This window comes from Brucepastera parasyntrophica (assembly GCF_022376835.1).
In the GTDB taxonomy this organism is placed as follows: Bacteria; Spirochaetota; Spirochaetia; order Treponematales; family Treponemataceae; genus Brucepastera; species Brucepastera parasyntrophica.
In genome coordinates this window covers 1,920,679-1,937,506 of the sequence record NZ_CP084606.1, presented here as the reverse complement: position 1 = coordinate 1,937,506, position 16,828 = coordinate 1,920,679, and the positions used below count along the sequence as shown (strand labels likewise).

Annotated in this window: 20 protein-coding genes; 5 read left to right on the top strand and 15 right to left on the bottom strand. The window is 46.0% G+C overall.

All coding sequences use genetic code 11. From position 1 onward, the window contains the following. From K7I13_RS09275 to K7I13_RS09265, 3 genes are read right to left on the bottom strand one after another with little or no spacing between them, the layout of a single operon-like run. Positions 1-897 carry a DMT family transporter gene (locus K7I13_RS09275; protein ID WP_255944984.1) on the bottom strand — a complete coding sequence of 299 codons (897 nt, stop codon included), beginning with the start codon at positions 895-897 and terminating at the stop codon, positions 1-3. Then, positions 894-1,541 (bottom strand): GNAT family N-acetyltransferase, encoded by a 648-nt coding sequence (locus K7I13_RS09270; protein ID WP_255944983.1) that lies wholly within the window; start codon positions 1,539-1,541, stop codon positions 894-896. Before K7I13_RS09270 ends, K7I13_RS09275 begins: the two co-directional genes overlap by 4 nt. Before the next feature lie 6 nt (positions 1,542-1,547). Then, entirely contained in the window at positions 1,548-2,306 is a 759-nt protein-coding gene (locus K7I13_RS09265) for a uracil-DNA glycosylase family protein (RefSeq protein WP_255944982.1), read from the bottom strand. A gap of 133 nt (positions 2,307-2,439) precedes the next feature. Between K7I13_RS09265 and K7I13_RS09260 the strand changes: the two genes are divergently transcribed. Further along, entirely contained in the window at positions 2,440-3,342 is a 903-nt protein-coding gene (locus tag K7I13_RS09260; RefSeq protein WP_255944981.1) for an alpha-hydroxy-acid oxidizing protein, read from the top strand. 194 nt (positions 3,343-3,536) lie between these two features. On the opposite strand, the gene K7I13_RS09255 is transcribed toward K7I13_RS09260, so the two are convergent. The 4 genes from K7I13_RS09255 to K7I13_RS09240 all read right to left on the bottom strand — a co-directional run bounded on the left by K7I13_RS09255 (position 3,537) and on the right by K7I13_RS09240 (position 9,269). After that, on the bottom strand, positions 3,537-3,746 hold the full coding sequence (locus K7I13_RS09255) for a PG0541 family transporter-associated protein (RefSeq protein ID WP_255944980.1): 210 nt from the start codon (positions 3,744-3,746) through the stop codon (positions 3,537-3,539). A gap of 1 nt (position 3,747) precedes the next feature. Beyond that, positions 3,748-6,897 carry an efflux RND transporter permease subunit gene (locus tag K7I13_RS09250; protein WP_255944979.1) on the bottom strand — a complete coding sequence of 1,050 codons (3,150 nt, stop codon included), beginning with the start codon at positions 6,895-6,897 and terminating at the stop codon, positions 3,748-3,750. Continuing rightward, entirely contained in the window at positions 6,894-7,823 is a 930-nt protein-coding gene (locus tag K7I13_RS09245; protein ID WP_255944978.1) for an efflux RND transporter periplasmic adaptor subunit, read from the bottom strand. The genes K7I13_RS09250 and K7I13_RS09245 overlap by 4 nt, the downstream gene beginning before the upstream one ends. A 198-nt stretch (positions 7,824-8,021) precedes the next feature. After that, on the bottom strand, positions 8,022-9,269 hold the full coding sequence (locus tag K7I13_RS09240; protein ID WP_255944977.1) for a TolC family protein: 1,248 nt from the start codon (positions 9,267-9,269) through the stop codon (positions 8,022-8,024). A gap of 176 nt (positions 9,270-9,445) precedes the next feature. On the opposite strand from K7I13_RS09240, the gene K7I13_RS09235 reads away from it, so the two are divergent. Then, the gene (locus tag K7I13_RS09235; protein WP_255944976.1) at positions 9,446-10,195 is read left to right on the top strand and encodes a response regulator transcription factor; all 750 of its coding nucleotides are present in this window, start codon (positions 9,446-9,448) and stop codon (positions 10,193-10,195) included. 214 nt (positions 10,196-10,409) lie between these two features. Next, positions 10,410-10,856, top strand: coding sequence for a MarR family winged helix-turn-helix transcriptional regulator (locus tag K7I13_RS09230; protein WP_255944975.1), 447 nt, complete (start codon positions 10,410-10,412; stop codon positions 10,854-10,856). Between the two features lie 112 nt (positions 10,857-10,968). On the opposite strand, the gene K7I13_RS09225 is transcribed toward K7I13_RS09230, so the two are convergent. From K7I13_RS09225 to hflX, 6 genes are all read right to left on the bottom strand, one after another. Further along, positions 10,969-11,469 carry a hypothetical protein gene (locus tag K7I13_RS09225; protein WP_255944974.1) on the bottom strand — a complete coding sequence of 167 codons (501 nt, stop codon included), beginning with the start codon at positions 11,467-11,469 and terminating at the stop codon, positions 10,969-10,971. Then, complete coding sequence (locus K7I13_RS09220; protein ID WP_255944973.1) at positions 11,466-12,038, bottom strand: RNA polymerase sigma factor; 573 nt, start codon at positions 12,036-12,038, stop codon at positions 11,466-11,468. The genes K7I13_RS09225 and K7I13_RS09220 overlap by 4 nt, the downstream gene beginning before the upstream one ends. A 36-nt stretch (positions 12,039-12,074) precedes the next feature. Then, the gene (locus K7I13_RS09215; protein ID WP_369413660.1) at positions 12,075-12,389 is read right to left on the bottom strand and encodes a hypothetical protein; all 315 of its coding nucleotides are present in this window, start codon (positions 12,387-12,389) and stop codon (positions 12,075-12,077) included. Positions 12,390-12,463: 74 nt separating this feature from the next. After that, the gene (locus K7I13_RS09210) at positions 12,464-12,628 is read right to left on the bottom strand and encodes a flagellar basal body-associated FliL family protein (RefSeq protein ID WP_255944972.1); all 165 of its coding nucleotides are present in this window, start codon (positions 12,626-12,628) and stop codon (positions 12,464-12,466) included. A 14-nt stretch (positions 12,629-12,642) separates the two neighbouring features. Then, positions 12,643-12,969: a hypothetical protein gene (locus K7I13_RS09205; protein WP_255944971.1), complete on the bottom strand. Its 327-nt coding sequence runs from the start codon at positions 12,967-12,969 to the stop codon at positions 12,643-12,645. Beyond that, positions 12,953-14,224, bottom strand: coding sequence for a GTPase HflX (gene hflX, locus K7I13_RS09200; protein WP_255944970.1), 1,272 nt, complete (start codon positions 14,222-14,224; stop codon positions 12,953-12,955). Before hflX ends, K7I13_RS09205 begins: the two co-directional genes overlap by 17 nt. A 170-nt stretch (positions 14,225-14,394) precedes the next feature. On the opposite strand from hflX, the gene K7I13_RS09195 reads away from it, so the two are divergent. Further along, a complete protein-coding gene (locus K7I13_RS09195; protein ID WP_255944969.1) occupies positions 14,395-14,709 on the top strand; it encodes a hypothetical protein in 315 nt (104 codons plus the stop codon). Positions 14,710-14,764: 55 nt separating this feature from the next. Here K7I13_RS09195 and K7I13_RS09190 read toward each other — a convergent pair whose 3' ends face one another. Both K7I13_RS09190 and K7I13_RS09185 read right to left on the bottom strand, forming a co-directional pair. Beyond that, the gene (locus K7I13_RS09190) at positions 14,765-15,619 is read right to left on the bottom strand and encodes an HAD family hydrolase (protein ID WP_255944968.1); all 855 of its coding nucleotides are present in this window, start codon (positions 15,617-15,619) and stop codon (positions 14,765-14,767) included. Between the two features lie 269 nt (positions 15,620-15,888). Then, positions 15,889-16,332: a DUF3788 domain-containing protein gene (locus tag K7I13_RS09185; protein ID WP_255944967.1), complete on the bottom strand. Its 444-nt coding sequence runs from the start codon at positions 16,330-16,332 to the stop codon at positions 15,889-15,891. 155 nt (positions 16,333-16,487) lie between these two features. Here K7I13_RS09185 and K7I13_RS09180 point away from each other — a divergent pair, with 155 nt between their 5' ends. Then, complete coding sequence (locus K7I13_RS09180) at positions 16,488-16,763, top strand: metal-sensing transcriptional repressor (protein ID WP_255944966.1); 276 nt, start codon at positions 16,488-16,490, stop codon at positions 16,761-16,763. Positions 16,764-16,828 lie beyond the last annotated feature (65 nt).

The window sequence follows — 16,828 nt, the reverse complement described above, 5'->3', positions numbered from 1 at the left end:
CTAGGAAACCGTTTCCCGCTCCACTTTCTTTCTTCCGGTTATATATACGCCGCCTACGATAAAAACAGCCCCCAGCAATGCATAAAAGGTCAATGGTTCGGAAAGAATTATTGCCGATTCTATTAATGTAAGAAGGGGAATAAAATAAATAAAATTGTTTGCCCTGGTCGCGCCGAAAACGCTTATAACCTTATTCCATGCGACATAGGCGCCGCAGGAAGCAAAAACTGAAAGAATCAGCAGATTTACGGTAATTTTCCAGTCCAGCAGGGGAGAAAAATCAAATCTCACCGGGAAAATAAACAGAAAGGGAAGGACCGTAACAAGGGTCCAGAAAAATATTTTCCGGGTTATATAATAAAATGAATATCGGCTGTCAAGTTTTTTAATAAGTATTGAATATACGGCCCAGGAGACCGAAGACAAAAGGGCAAGAATATCACCCAGAGGGTTCAGGTTCAGAACAAATTTCCCGTTAAAAATAACCAGCGCAACTCCTATAAAAGCGATGACGCCGCCTAACACCGTAAACCGCGTCAGTTTTTCATTTTTGAGAAAAAAGTGGGCGCATACCGCGGTCAGAATCGGGGCCGTAGCGACAATCAGGGCAACGTTTGACGCGAGAGAAAAGTTAAGCGCAAAATTTTCACAAAGAAAATACAGGGTGCCGCCGGACAAGCCGGCAAAAAAAATCATTGCTTCTGTTTTCAGACTTTCCGGCTTATGAACCCGCGGATAAACTGCAAACATCAGAATATAGGCAAGGAAAAAACGGTAAAGCAGTATTTCGATAGGCGAGAACGCAGTCAGGAGAATTTTTGTACAAATAAAGGTTGCGCTCCAGACAATAACCGTAAGGAAAGCAAGGAGGAGATACCGGTTTCCGGAAAAGGTCATATATCTTTTTCCATAATCAGAGCGGCTCTCTTCTCCTGTGCGTTTTCCGATCCCGGGCTTTTTTTGAAAAAATTTTCAATTCTTCCGGTATAGATGAATCCTTCGGTTTCATAAATATGCCGGGCGGCCTGCCATTCCTCGTTAACCACAAATACTATTTTCCGGAGCTGGGGATATTTTTTCTTCATAACGCGGAACGCGGAATTAAAAAGAAAACGGCCCGTCCCGCGCGCGACAGGATCCACGGCAAACGAAGACAGATACAGAACCGTTCCTTCCGGATTATGGCGGGAGGAAGCGGAATGCCCCAACTGGTAAAATTCCGCCGTTTGAGGGGGAACCTCATCCCAGATTTCCGAAACAAAATATCCGGCAAGCTGTTTCGCTATAAATCTTATCTTCCTTGATCTGCTAGTATCAGATACCGACTCATTAACGTATTCTTCCGGGACCAGAACAAAAAAGCCTTCAGGAAAAGTGTACAAGCGGTCAAGAAAAACATTATGCGCTTCCTGAATACCTGTCGCGAAGCATATTTCTTCAATCCTCATTATCTCGTCTATATCATCAGGCTGCGCCTGTCTGACAAGAAAACTGATATCATTTCTAATGATCGTATCCATATCCGTTACCGTCCTATCCATACTTTATTACCATCCTATAACTTCTTTCCGGTGCATTAACCCGATACTGCGGAGATTTTCTGCAAGCGTTATACTGCCATTATAATGCGACTTCAGGTCAATTGAAAACCGGTTCATTGAAAAATGCTGATATAAATATACATCGGCATCGCTCAGCTTTCGTTTTTTTTCATATTCTTTTTTCAGTGTTTCCGCATATAAGGAAAAAAGCCCGCTTTTCCGCAACTCTCCATACCCTACCAGCCAGAGACTGCATTTCAGCTTTTGCTGCAGAAGCGCGGTCTGTTCCGCCATCCATTTCTGGGACTCTTCAAAGAGTTTGTTAAACCTGTCTCCGCCATTTTTGCAGAGCAGGGCAAGCTGCTTTGTTTTTGCCGTATGTATGGGCGTTTTGTTAAGAATAATTACATTTTTTCTGAAGTCTATTCCCAATTCCGGATTTTTCCTGAAAAATCCTTCACCCAGTTTTCCGGCCTGTCCCACAAGATAACGGTTATTCCCGGCAAGCTGCTCATTTTTTCCCGGATTATCCCCCACCAGAATGAGTTTTATGAGGTCGTTTTGTGTAACATCATCCAAAGAACGATTATAAACTATCGATGTTTCCAGAGGATATGCCGGTGTTTTGTCCGCCTCGGCGGCCTGTTTTTGCAGGCGGCCCAGCCAGTTGTCCTTCCCGCAGACCGCTTCTTTTTTCCATGTTTCGCACTGCGCCTGAAAAGAGTCCCTGAAGTTTACAAAGTAAGTCCATCCGCTTCGGGTCATGCAGACAGTATATCAGAAAAGACAGGAAAAGGTGAATTTTTTATATGTAAATTTATATTTCTGTATATTGAATCTCTCTTATGCGCGTATACATTATTGATTCGGCATTCATTCTTCTTTATAGTGTGCATATATGATTGAAAAAGAGCAGTATAAATGCCACTTTTGCGCTGCCTGCGACGGACAGGGATGTATTAATGAGCTTCCGGGAATGGGCGGGGTGCGGAATAACACGAATTTCATACGGAATTGCGCCGACTGGGATTTATTCCGGACAGCCGCCGGAGCCGACACGGAAAAACGGGCTTTTTCTCTTCCCAGAATACGGCTGGCCCCGATCACAGGAGCTGTTGAAAATATAGGTTACCATGACGAAAAACCGTTCTATATGGATATACTGGCATCAGCGGTTTTTGCTGATATTAATCTTTCAATAGGCGACGGATGCCCTGATGAAAAACTGCGCTATGGAATCGAAGCGCTTGAAACGCTGCATACAAAAGGCGCGATTTTCATTAAGCCCTATGAAAACAGGAAAATACTGGAACGCATGGAATGGGCGGCAAACACGGCGGAATACATTGGAATTGATATAGATTCCTATGCCATACTGACCATGAGAGAAAAGGCGAAACTGGAAAGAAAAACGGCAGGAGCTCTCACGGAAATAAAACAGCAGGCCAAAGTTCCTTTTATAATAAAGGGTATTTTCCGGCCTGAAGATATTGATCTTGTCAGAGAGGTCCGGCCTGATATTGTTGTTGTCTCAAATCACGGCGGACGTGTTGAAACCCTGGAAGGCAGTACTGTCAGTTTTCTTGCGAAATACAGCACCCAGCTTTCGCAGTTTGCCGGAGAAATCTGGATAGACGGAGGTATCCGCAAACAGCAGGATTTATATACCGCAAAGGCCCTCGGGGCGGAAGAAGTTATGCTGGCCCGTCCCTTTATAACAGCCCTCCTTAAATCAGGAAAAAAGGGCATAAAAGAATATGTTCAGGAACAGCTTATGAGCGGCGGGACCAATAGTACATAAATTTTTGTTCGGAGAAAACGCGGCGGCTTTTCAAAAAAAGGTCAGGGATACCGGAAAAAGTGGTATCCCTGACCTTTATATTTTTTCTATTCTTTATTTTATTCTGGTTCTGAAAATAAACGGTTATGTCGCGTTTATTATAAACATTTTAATACCCTCCTCGGGGAAGTTCTTTTTTACTCCCTCGAGGACCTTCAATGCCTTATCTGCGTTTTTTCATCGAGATAGCTTATAATCATGAAATTTTCTTCGGGCCATGTTGCGGTCCCGAGGCGGTACTGACACTTCCCTCTTCCATTGACCACCGGGATCAGGGTATAGTAGAAGTCAGTTATTGCATCTTCAAGCCCGCCAATGATTTCATCCTGCACCGACCGGTTTGCAAATATTTCAATCCGTTTCATTCTAAACACCCTCCTTTAAAGGCAGTTCGATAATTGTCTCATCCTTTTCCTTGCGCTGTTTCTTTCCCCTGTGTTCATTGATGATGGAATACATAACCGGGATAAAGAAGAGCGTAATAAATGTCGAGGACACAAGCCCGCCGATAACGGTGAGACCAATAGGCTGTATCATCTGTGAAGATTCCCCGGGGAAGAAGGCCATCGGGACCATACCCAGTACCGTGGTGAGAGTGGTCATCAATACCGGACGGAGCCTTGACTCACCGGCATCGAGACAGGCCTGCCGGACAGGAACACCGCGTCCGACCAGAAGGTTAGTATAGTCCACCAGAATGATACCATTATTTACAACAATACCAACCAGCATAACCAGCCCTATCATTGTAAAGATACTCATAGTCTGACCGGTTATAAGGTAAATAGCCACGACCCCGATCAGCATCAGAGGTATGGTACAGAGGTTGATCAACGGATCCTTGAAAGATTCATACTGTCCCGCCATTACCCCGAAGACCAGCAGAACCGCCAGAGTCAGAATAAGGATAAAGGTCATCAGCATGTCGGTAATTTCACCCCACTGCCCTTCGTACACAATGGTTACACCGTTGGGGAGTACGTAATTACTGTTGATGGCGTCCTTTATTTTATTTTCCACCACATCGGCCCGGTCATTGGTAAGAATGGTTCCGGTAATATGGATAACCCTGGTCTGGTTTTCCCGGCTTATACTTACCGGACCAACACCTTTGTCAAGGCTGGCAAAATTCGAGAGCGGCACAATTCCGCCATAGGAGGAGGATACAAAGATTTTGTCCAGATCAACGACTTTTTTCCGGTCTTCATCCTGGAACATCAATACCACGTCATATTCATCACCTTCGTACCGGTAGGTGGTGGCAGTTACGCCATCCATGGCGGCGGCGATTTCATTGGCAATGCCGCTGATATTAAGGCCCAGATTATAGGCCCTGTTCCGGTCGATCACGATTTCAACCTGAGGCAATCCGCTGGAGGTATCAATAGTAACCTCCGTCACTTCCGGCACAAATTCTTCAATGATATCCTTTATTTCAGTGGCCGCCGCCAGCCCGATGTTTATGTCATCGATACGCAGAGCTATGTCAATATCCGAGCCGCCGGCCATTTGCTGGGCCATGCCTTCCCCGAAAGTTATGGTAGCATTGGGAAAATCGCCGAAATGAGCCCGGAGCTTCTCCTTTACCGTTTCACTGGTATCGGCCCCCTGCTGATTCAAATCCAGGGTAATGCTCAATTCTCCCTTATGGGTGTTAACCCCGGTCTGCAGAGCCTGCCCGCTGCTGCCCACATTGGTGATGATACTTTTAGCTCCCACAATTTCATCGATGGCGAATTCCTGAAGCTGGAGCATTACTGCCCGGGTGTCTTCGTATCTGGTACCCAGAGGCATTTCCACGCTCACCGATACCGAATCTTCATTCATTGGAGGTATCATCACGATATTCATCTTTGATAATGCCCCAACCGACCCGAGGAACGCCGCGACAATGATGATAATGGTTATCATCCGGTGCTTGACCGCCGCGTCCAGTGCCCGGCGGTACGCCCGGGTTAATCCCGCAAGAAGTTTTTCAACAAAGGAATCAAGACTCCTTAATATCGGGCTCTTCAGAGGCTTCTGGGTCCGGGTGTTTATCGGCAGGTATTTACTGGCCAGTACGGGAACCAGGAAAATAGCCACAAGAAGACTCGAAAGAAGGGCTATTCCAACAGTGAAAATAAGACCTTCAACCATCTGGCCCATCATGCCCAATTGGTTTTTGAATAACAGTATTGGGATGAAAACACAGATGGTGGTAAGGGTTGATGAAATAATGGAAGACATTACTTCCTGGGTTCCGAGAATAGCCGCTATGGTAGGCTTCGCTCCCCGTTCCCGGAATTTGAAAATATTCTCGATAATAACAATCGATGAGTCTACAATCATTCCTACCCCCAATATAAGACCGGTAAGGGTCATCATATTCAGGGTAATTCCCGCCAGGCTCATGACCAGGAGGGTGACCAGAATGGAAAAGGGTATTGAGATTGCGATGATAACGGAACTCTTTATATTCCGCAGGAATATGATCAGAATGATTACCGCCAGAACACCGCCGAGAACCGCTGAATTGATGAGCTCATTGATCATATCCCGGGTCATTTCAGTATCATCCTGGGTAATTTCGAGCGTAATATCCGCGGGAAGTTCCTGCCGTATCTCATCGAGCCGCGCATACACCTTGTCGGCGACAGCGACCGAATTGGTTCCGCTCTGTTTTGTAACCGATACGTATACCCCCAGCTCGCCGTTTATGTAGACTGTGGAGTTCTCATCCTCATACCCCCAGAAAACATCGCCGATATCCCGGAGCCGGATATCGGCGCCTTCTATTTTGGTCACCACCGTCTCCGAAATATCCAGGAGGCTGGAATATTCCCCGGTGGTCCGGATGGAATAATTTTTCGCGCCGTCCACAATGGATCCCGCACCCAGCTCAACATTCTGGCTGGCCAGGGTCCTAGCGATATCGGTAATGGTCAGGCCATAGGCCTCCAGGCGGTTCTGCGACAATGAAACCTTGACTATCCGGTCCTGGCCGCCCACAACACTGGTGGAAGCGACACCGTCGATCTGTTCAAGCTTATCAAGGATCATATCATCGGCGATCTTCCGCAGTTCATTCTGGGTCCGGTCTCCCTTAACGGCGATGCGCATTATGGGCATGGACGATGGATCCATCTGCATGATTATAGGAGAATCCGATGCATCGGGAAGATAATCCCTGATCTGGTCAATTTTGTCCCGGATATCATTTACCTTGTTATCCAGGTTGGATCCGTACTCGAATTCCAGCATTATCAAGCTTGTTTCTTCGGATGACTGGGAGGTCATGTCCGTCAATCCGCTGATATTAACCAGCGCGGATTCAAGTATTTTTGTTACCGTTTTTTCAACAGTCTCCGGGCCGGCGCTGTCATAGGAGGTATATACAATTACCATCGGTATATCAATGTCCGGGAACATATCAATCGCCACATCGGATACCATATAAATTCCAACGATGGCTATGAGAGCGAATATAATGACAAACAGTACAGGCCTGTTAACTACACTTTTTGCTACACTCATGCCTGCGTCCTCTGATTAACCACTTTAACGGTAGCGCCGTCAGTCAGGAACTGCTGTCCCTGGATAATTATTGTTTCGCCGGCGGCGAGCCCCGATTTAATTTCAAGGAAATCATCTACCGTTACGCCGGGGACCACTTCCCTGAGACTGACATGGCTGAGGCCATCTAGGACGTACACATAGTTGGAGCCCCGGGTTTCCACCAGAGCGTCCGACGGGATAGTGACCGCATTCTCATAGGTCCGGGTATTCAGCTTAACCCGGGCGAACATCCCCGTGTTTATCCGGCTGTCATTGGTGTCAAATTTCAGTATTACTTTTTTTGTCCGGCTGTTCGGGTCAACCACCGGGGATACATTGGTGACTGTCGCGGAAAAAACTTCTCCGGGAAAGGCCTGAAGGGTTATCTCCGCTTTCAGTCCGGTCCTGAGCTGACCGACTTCCCGTTCCGGAATAAAAGTTTCTATCTCGAGATCACTGGTAACCGAAATGGTGAGTATGGAGGTGGACGTAGTGACCGTACTTCCCACGGCAAGCGGGGTCGTGGTAACGGTTCCCGCTATAGGAGCGTATACCGGACTCAGGGAATAACTGGTTCCGGGGCGGGAAGGATCAACTTCGGCAAGAAGCTGGTTCTTCTGGACCGATGAACCGAGCCCCACTTTCAGGGAAACAATTTTTCCGCCCGCATCAGGGACCACCGACACCTGCTGTTCCGTAATGATATCCCCGTTAATTTCAATATATGACTGGAGCGTCCGTATTTCAGCATCTTCCGTCCGCACCGAGAAGACTGTTTCATTCGCATTTATTCCTTCCAGTCCCGGATTCATACCGTTCCCGTTTCCTGCAAACATAGAGGGAACAAAAATAAGTCCCGCAACGATAACAATACACACCGCAATAATAATAATTTTCTTTTTCATTTCTTTACTCCTTTCGCTTATTCGAGGCGAGGCTTTAATCCCTCAGACCGAAGGTCTGCCCTGCTCTGCGACGGTTTTTATAACAACCTATAAAAACGTTCGTTTTTGTAGGTTCCATGGTATTAAACCCGAGACCAATTCCTCGGGAGAGAAAAACACTCCAGACCGAAGGTCTGCCCTGCTCTGCGGCGAGGTGTTTTATTGCCATAATGTTCCAAAAGGAACATTTAATTCTTTTTCGAGATCCAGGGAAACAGAGAGAAGATTATAATACTCCTGTTGAACCTGATTCTTCGCTTCTGCCAAACTGTCATAGGCGGAGCGGAGACTCTGAAGGTCCGCTGTTCCTCTGCTGTAGGCTTCTTCATACATGGCATACGTTTCTTCTGCCAGCTCGACGTTAAGTTTGAGCGATTCAATACTTTCCAGCGATTGATGAATGGACCGATGGTGCTGGCGGATCTGGTTTTCCGAATTCATTTGCGCCTCGGTAATCTGACTCTGATAATTCACAATGCTATCATTGTATGAATCGATCTTTTCGCGGGCAGAGGACCAGGGCAGATAATTATCAAGCTGAAAAGACAGTCCTACGGAAAAGGATCCGTTATCAGTCCACGTCCGGCTTGTCATGCCATAGGTGGGAGTTGCATTCCAGGACAGCGTCAGTGACGGCATATACGCCTGGTTCCATGCGGATGATTTCTGGGCTTCCAGAACTTCCAGTGATTTTTGCAGAGATAAGACACTGTAGGACTCATTACCCTTCATGAGATATTCCACCTGTATGCTTTCGCTGCTCTGGTCCAGTGTTCCGGTCAGACTGATTTCACTATCTGCCGGAATGCCGAGAATCTGCTTGAATGAATCCATGGCATTCATGTACTGCGCCTCAGCGCTCCTGAAAGAAGGCTTCAGGTTTTCAAGATCAACCCGGGCGGATAATTCATCAAGCCTCGGCACCTGCCCGGCCCGTGCGCTCTGGGCTGCCTGTTCATACCTTGCCTGGGCAGTCTCGATACTTTGCTCAATCAGATCCGCATTTGCCTTGTACAGCAGGATCTGGTAAAAAGCCTTGCGGACCTGGAGTTCAAGATTCTGCCTCGCTTCTTCATAGGTAATAACACCAGATTCATAATCGGTCTTGGCCCGCTTGATTTCCGATACAATCGCCGGCGAAAGACTCCATGTCGCGGAAAGAGAAGCTCCGCCGTTCCATTCATCTCTGCCTGCAGAAAGATCTCCAACTAATGACGTGCCATGGCTGACCGAACCCGAAGCGGAGACCGATGGAACAAGGCCATTCCATGAACGGTCGGAAGCGCGTTTTTTCCCTTCCATATCAACCTTTGTCCTGCTGAGGGAAAGATTGTTTTCCAGGACTAAACTGACGGCTTCATCCACAGTGAGATTCGTTTGGGCCGAAAGCATTCCTGCATAAACCATAATGAATATGCATACGATCAGTATTGTTTTTTGTTTCATAAAAAAGAGTATATTTATCCCATTTTATATTTACCATTAAAAAAATATATAAAGCACATAATTATTTGTTATATATTGATTTAAATATTGAATAAAGTTATTAGCCTGCTATATTTTATTTTCAGGGAGTAACGCGTATGAAAAAACATATTCTACTTATAATAGAACCCGGTGATGCTATACGGAATCTTATCGCCGAGTCGTCATTGGAAGAAAGAATGGAAATTGTGCAGGCCCAAAGCATGGAACAGGCACAGAACAATCTTTCCTGTTCACCGGAGATCATTATTATTGATCTGGATCATTATCCGGAAGAGGCCTGCCAGTTTATCGATTCCTACCGGGAGGCAGGGACGGCCTTAGTCCTTGTCTACCTCTGCCGGTTTGATGAAAAACTGGTTTTGTCCGGACTCGACAGCGGCGCGGACAATTATATTCTCGGCAGTCATCCCTGCAGGATCTCATCCGCCCGCATTCGCGCCGCGCTCAGAAGAGAGCAGGGAATGCTCACCCGCCGGGAGGAACATATTGTCCGGTTTGGCCCATTTTCCCTGAACCTTAACACGGAATGCCTATTTAAAAACGGAGAGAAGGTGCATATTTCTGAAAGGGGCATCAACATTTTACTGTACCTTGGCAAACATGCGGGGACGCCTGTTACGCCGGAAGAAATTTATACCCATGCCCTGAAAAAGGAACACGGCGATATAACCATTATCGGAGTATATATTCAGAGACTCCGGAAAATGCTCGAACCCAATCCGGAAATACCGGACTTCATCAAGACAATTCATGGTTTTGGGTATATGCTCAATGCCGCCCCGTCCCGGAAACTCGATACGCAGATCAATCATGCATATCTCAATTATAAAAAAGAGTATTCATGACGGAAGACACAAATATACATGAATTTGCCAAAGGCACTGGTGTCCGTGGATTATAACAATAGCAAAATATTTTTCACGAGGTGCCAGTACCTATTCTCCCGCAATACAAAGGTGAATGTCCTTAACAGGGATATTCGCCCTTGCAGGAGTCTTTCTGTTTCATAGCCCTTATCCACTGTTTACTGTTTAAAAAATAGTATACTATAAAGATAAAATGAAGCACTTTGATGATATAGGATTTCAGATAAAAAGAATCAGCGACTCCATGAGCAAAAAGGCCAATCATGATTTGGAAAAATTCGGGATTACCTTTTCACAGTTTCAGATACTGTTTTTTTTGCACCAGCGCAAACGTATCAAGACATCCCAGAAGGATCTGGAAAATCATTTTGAAGTCAGCTCTCCCACAATTTCCGGCATCCTTAAACGCCTTGAAAGCAAGGGATTCATTACAACTGAATTTGATGACCAGGACAAAAGAGTAAAGCATATATACCTGACGCAAAAGGAACGTAAACTGTTTTATCAAATGAAATCATCAAGAGGTGATATGGAAAAAACCCTGACCAGGAATTTTACGGAACCGGAAGTTTGGGAATTAAAAGCCCTGCTCGAAAAAGTGTATGAGAATGTTAACAGCCCGGAGGATATTGCAGATTGACCTGTTTTCAGTTCATATAAAAAGTGATCCGGTTCATAATCAGGCAGGCATGTAACTTTTTAATTCAAAACCTGTCTTCGCCCCCGGCGGGACAAGTCCCGGAGGAAGTCCGCTATACGGGCTGATCTATATCGAATTTCTTTACAAAAATATCTATGTTTGTTGCTACAAAAAGCCCGCAGTATATGGCAACCGCAATTCCGCAGAGCAGATAAAACGGAATCAGATACGTATTTCCGAAAGTCCGGATAAACCAGTCTCCTATAAATGTAAAGGGAACCATTGCAAATCCGAAAGCCAGGACAATACCTGAAACAACCCACCTGAAAAGAGAAACCCGTGAATCATCCCCGAGAGAAGGATAAGCCAGTCCGGCTTTTTTCAGCTGTTCCATCGCGGCAAGTATAATAGGATCCGCCGACGCTTCCGAAACCATAATTTCGGAAACCGCCTTCATTTTCAGAGGACGCGCAAGCAGGGCCTCCGCTCTGGTAATCTGTCTGACTGATGTACGGCAGACGGGACATATAAGCAAGTGCAGGGAAACCGTAAAAGGAACCCTCTCATGTTTATCAAGAGAAAGATACCGATCAAACGCCTTATCGCAACTCATTTTTGTTCTCCTTCATTCAAGTACTCACGCAGCAATTTTTTTGCCCGGAACACGTGGGACTTTATGGTATTGACAGGCAAACCGGTTACCTCTGAAATATCCGCATAGGGCATATCATAAAAGAAAAACATATCAACACAAATCCGGTATTTTTCCGGAAGAATCTTTATGGCTTCACGGATAGCTTCACAGGAACAGGCCTTTAAATGTTCTTCTTCCGGATTTTCATCCGGATCAGCTATCTCGTAGTCTTCCGCCAGCGAGGTATATTCTTTTTTCCGCTTTATGGAATTTATTGCGGTGTTATATGCAATACGCATCAGCCAGGTCGAAAACTGGGATTCAAACCTGAAACTGGCAAGCGATATATACACCTTTACAAGCACATCCTGAACAAAATCCTCCGCGTCGTCGGGATTTTTAAAAAAACCCATCCCCAGGGAAAAAATCCGTCTCCGGTATTTTTCCGCCAGCACGGAGAAAGAAGACATGTTGCCGGAAAGAACTTCCCGGCACAGAAACATGTCTTCATTTCCGCCGGGATGCCGGTGGTCACTTTTCGGATTCATTGTGCTTTCTGTTCGGGCGGGTTACAAAATAAAAACCTAACAGACTGATGCCAAGAGCCAGAGGAATAAGCCCCCAAGCAAAGTATAGCTGATGCCATCAACCAACAGAAAAAGCACTGTAAGAACCGCACCGATCCCTGAAAGCAGGAATCCGGCAAGGACGGAAAACAGATACAGATCAAAAACAGGTTTTTTATAAATACCGGTTTCAATCTGCCGGACAACTTCACGATGATGCCACAATAAATAGAAAAATATTACCACCGCAGCCATTACTATTCCGACTATCGGAATTATCGCAATGATTATCTGCGCGACGGGCTCGGCCATTGCTGTACCGGCTCCATTCATAATAAACCTCCTACACTATACCCGACCCCGAAAACCTCTCTCAGGTTGCAAATTTCCCCGATTTTTCGTAAGCGTCAGTCAAGTACCATAAATTGTTCAAAATATAAAACCGATACCTGCCCGAGGACAAGATCCCGGTTTATCTCCTGTATTAATTCCTGTTTTATTTTTGCCTCTCCCATTCCGGTAATTTCCGCCAGGGTCCGCCGGGAAAACCAGTCCAGTATTATTGAACGCATTGCGCGGGTTTTGCTTACCAGTTCTTCCTGAAACGGTATATTTCCCGCGTCATAAGGAAAAAAGGAGAAATAACGATAGTTACAGGTTCGGCGTCCGCGGTAGCGGCCCTTAGCACGCCTATATCGGCAAAAACGGCGATACCGGAAGATTCTACCGATTTCTGGCTGTCCTGGGCAAATAAATTTCTTCCCCGGACTTCCCGTCCGCCGGGATTTGCCTTCCCGGAAATAAATACATACAGAGTGCCGATTATTATCAGACAGGCAATGAAAAGCGCGATAAGAGAAAGCAGAATAACAGAAAAACTCCTGTTTCCACCGGAATCATTTTTTTTCGGCATATTCAAACTCCTTCAGCACTGCGGCGAGCCGCCCGTCCGTATGGGCCTTCAAAAGGATATAATCAGCTTCATATACCACACCAGTTACCGTTCCTTCCCGATGCGCATAGGAAACAAGGTCCGACCGGGCTGCCGGCAGTTTATACAAATGCTCCTCGCCGCTGAAAAGCAGGTCAAGGCGGGAAAGCAATTCCTGCATTCCTTCCCCTGTCCGGGTACTTATCTGAACGGCCCGCGGATATTCAGCGTGCAGCCGTTCCCGCGTAAATTCGTCAACACAGTCAATTTTATTCAAAACCTGCAGCATATACTGATTTTCCGCGCCGATTTCCTTAAGAACTTCATATGTTGTTTCAAGATGCAGCTTTATATCCTCATCAGAGGCGTCCAGCAGTATGATTATTCCATCAGCAAAAACGGCTTCTTCCAGGGTAGAGCGGAAAGCATCTATCAGCGTGTGCGGCAAATTCCTTATAAACCCGACCGTATCGGTTAAAAGAATAGACCGTCCAGTCACAGATGTAAAGCGTCTTGTTGTAGGATCCAGCGTCGCAAACAGCTTGTTTTCCGCAGCAACGGACGCTCCCGTCACCGCATTCAGAAGGCTGGATTTGCCTGCATTGGTATAGCCCACAATGGCACAGGAAGGAACATCGGAGCGTTCCCGCCTTTTGCGCCGGACAGCCCGGTCTGATCTGACTGTTTTAAGCTCCCGGCGGATTTGGGCCATCCTGCTGATTATGGAACGCCGGTCCAGCTCAAGCTGGGTCTCTCCCGCGCCCTTGGTCCCGTAACGCCCTCCCCGCTGGCGGGAAAGAGCGCTGTATGTATGCGCGAGCCGGGGCAGCGCATAGGTAAGCCTGGCCAGTTCTATCTGCAAAACGGCCTCTCTGGTCATAGCCCTTTCCGCAAAAATCCGGATAACCAGCTCCTGCCTGTCCATACAAATACAGGAAGACAGGGCTTCCCAGTTTCTCTGCTGGGTCGGGGTTATTTCGAAATCAAATATAATATATGAGGCGTCAAGCTCGGCGGCATACCCGGCGATTTCCTTTGCCTTTCCGGAACCCATGGCATACCGGGCCGCCGGCTCATTTCTGGTCAGAACCACCGCGCCCGCTATAGTAAAGCCCGCCGTGTCCGCCAGGCTGGAAATCTCACGTATGACAGTTTCATCAGGAACTGTCCGGTCAGTATTCCGGGCAACGAGGAGTATTTTCTCCGCCTGCCCGTATTCCTCTTCAATTTCAATCATCTGTGATTAATCATATACCACAAACCTGAAAAAAAATACATCTGAATGAATAAAGCAGTGTTTTTTTCATATTTAGAAGCTTTATCCCATTCCCAGATTCCCTTTTTAGATTTATATTATGAGTATAAATAACTGCAAATGTAAAAAACTTGAGAAGGACAATGCTGGTAATGGATAGAAATTTACTTAACACCCCGGGGCAGAACTGTCCGGAAAAGGATGAATCCCAGATTCATGATATTTCCGGCGGGAAACTGTTATATTCCGGCAGAGAGGATCTTTTCACGCCTTTCAGTGAAAAGAATATTTCAGGCGTGCTGGAAACAGCCAATCCCGCGGACATACTTTCCCTTTCCGGGGGAGAGCTGCCGGGACAAAATACCGCCATACTCAATAAAAACGGGGTTTTCGTGATTGCGGAAAATTCCGTATCAGATAATATTGATCCCGATTTTCAGGCTCTGGTTAATTCGGTATTGCATTAATTTCTGAACGATAAAATACCTCACCACAGAGCAGGCAGACCTTCGGTCTGAGATATTAAACCCTCGCCGCGAATAAAAGGTAGTCCGCTATTTCGGCAAAACCTTCCCCATAGCGTCCGGCGGAAACCCAGGACGGAAAATGCGTAATGGAGTTTTTCCATATATCAATATTTGCCACCGCACAGGCATTGGGAAAATGCTCAAACATTGATTCGTCATTTGGAGCGTCGCCTACAAACAGGACCTGTTCGCGGCAGCCGGAATCGGTATAGTTTTCCAGGGTTGTTAAAACCTGCAGGGCCGCTTCAAGTTTGTTATAGGTCCCGAACCAGGCGTTAACATGAATGGAACTGGCCTTGGCCATGCAGCCTTCATCCTTGAAAATCCTGACAATTGACGCGACATCTGCTTCCGAAAGAGGGGGCGACACATATTCGGCATGGTCTACGGCATAATCATACAGCCGGAACCGGTTGTCCAGGGCAGGTTTCGCGCAGGGAATCGTTTCATAGACTTTCTGCGCGGCCCTCAGCAGGGCAGGATGATTGTTCCGCACCGCTGACGGATGGATTATAGTGTCAAAAGAGGCTTCGTGGGCAGCCGGTTCGCCGGCGACAGGGGGAGAACAGGACGAGTCCCTGCCTTTTGAATATTCCGGGCTGCAGTAAGATATTGCCCCATTTTCAGCTATCGCGCCGTCAATAGGCCATTCCTGTAAATGAATCTGGCCCCAGCCGGCGGAACGGCCTGTTATTACAAAAACCTTAAATCCCGCCTTTTTAAGATCACACAGCGCCCGGTATGCGTCCGGAACAATTTTATTGTCTTTTGTAATTGTATCGTCAATATCGCTGAATATCCATTTTATTGAACGGGCTGTTTCGGCAGGCATAGTCTGAATAGGTTTCACAAAAGCATTATACTCCTTTAAGTTACGTTTCTGATATAAAGAATCAGCTAATTCTTTATATCAGAAACACGTATAATCGGAAATAGTCAAATAATTTAAATTATTTGACTATATCTCCGTCTGATAAAAACCGGTCAATACCATAACATAATTTCATCTTTTTCCCGCAGCGTTTTGTATTGCCGGTCAAGTCCGAAAAGCTGCGGAAAATCTTACACATTGCAGTGTGTAAGATTTTGCTTTTTTACACATGACCATGTGTTAAGACCTCAGATCCCTGCAGGCATTTTATCAGTTTTAACCCTGATTAACTCAAATACATCTCTTAATTCATCCTCACTGAGGACCCGGTAGTGTATCCAGCCGCCTCCGCCGCAGGGATAACGGTTTGTCCATAGCTCCTGTGTTTTCGGCAAAAAGGTTCTCAGGTTTTCATCCAGTTTTCCGGCCCCGTTTTTTCCTATCTGGATCATGACAGTAAAGGCCCCGGATTCAAAAAAAACGTAACAGATATGCGTTTTTTTATTCCCGTATTTATATCCCCACCCGTAATTATTTCCAAAGGGAAACTGCAGGGATTTTGTCATTTCATAATTTTCTGAAATGAATTGTTCCAGTTTTTCCAGCCGCCGCGCGGCGGCTTTGCCTGTATATGCAGAGATTTTTTCAGGTGCAGGGGGATTTTCCCTGTCCAGCATTTTTTCAAATGGCATAACAGCCTCTTCCGGATTAACAATGGTTCAGTAAAATATATAGTAGCATAGTTTTCAGAGTAATTTATACAAAATTGTTTTGTTATAGAAACAAATCGGGCAATATCGTACTATTTATTATATATTACCCTATAGGATAAAGAGGGAGGCCATATATGCGTCAATGCATGGATGCGGAAAACCTTCATAGAAGGCTTAATAAAATAATGGGACAGATGAGGGCCATTGATAAAATGGTCGAAGAAGATATTCCCTGCGAAGATATTCTCATCCAAATCAATGCGGTTAAAAGCGCTTTGCATAAAGTTGGTCAAATCGTTTTAGAAGGCCATCTGAACCACTGTGTCCGGGAGGGTATTGAACATGGTGACCCGGATAAAACCATTGCGGAGTTTGCGAAAGCAGTCGAACACTTCTCCCGAATGACCTGATTCCGGAAAAAACAAAATTATCAGGAAGCTCTCTATTGACAACATATACCCATAGGGGTATATGT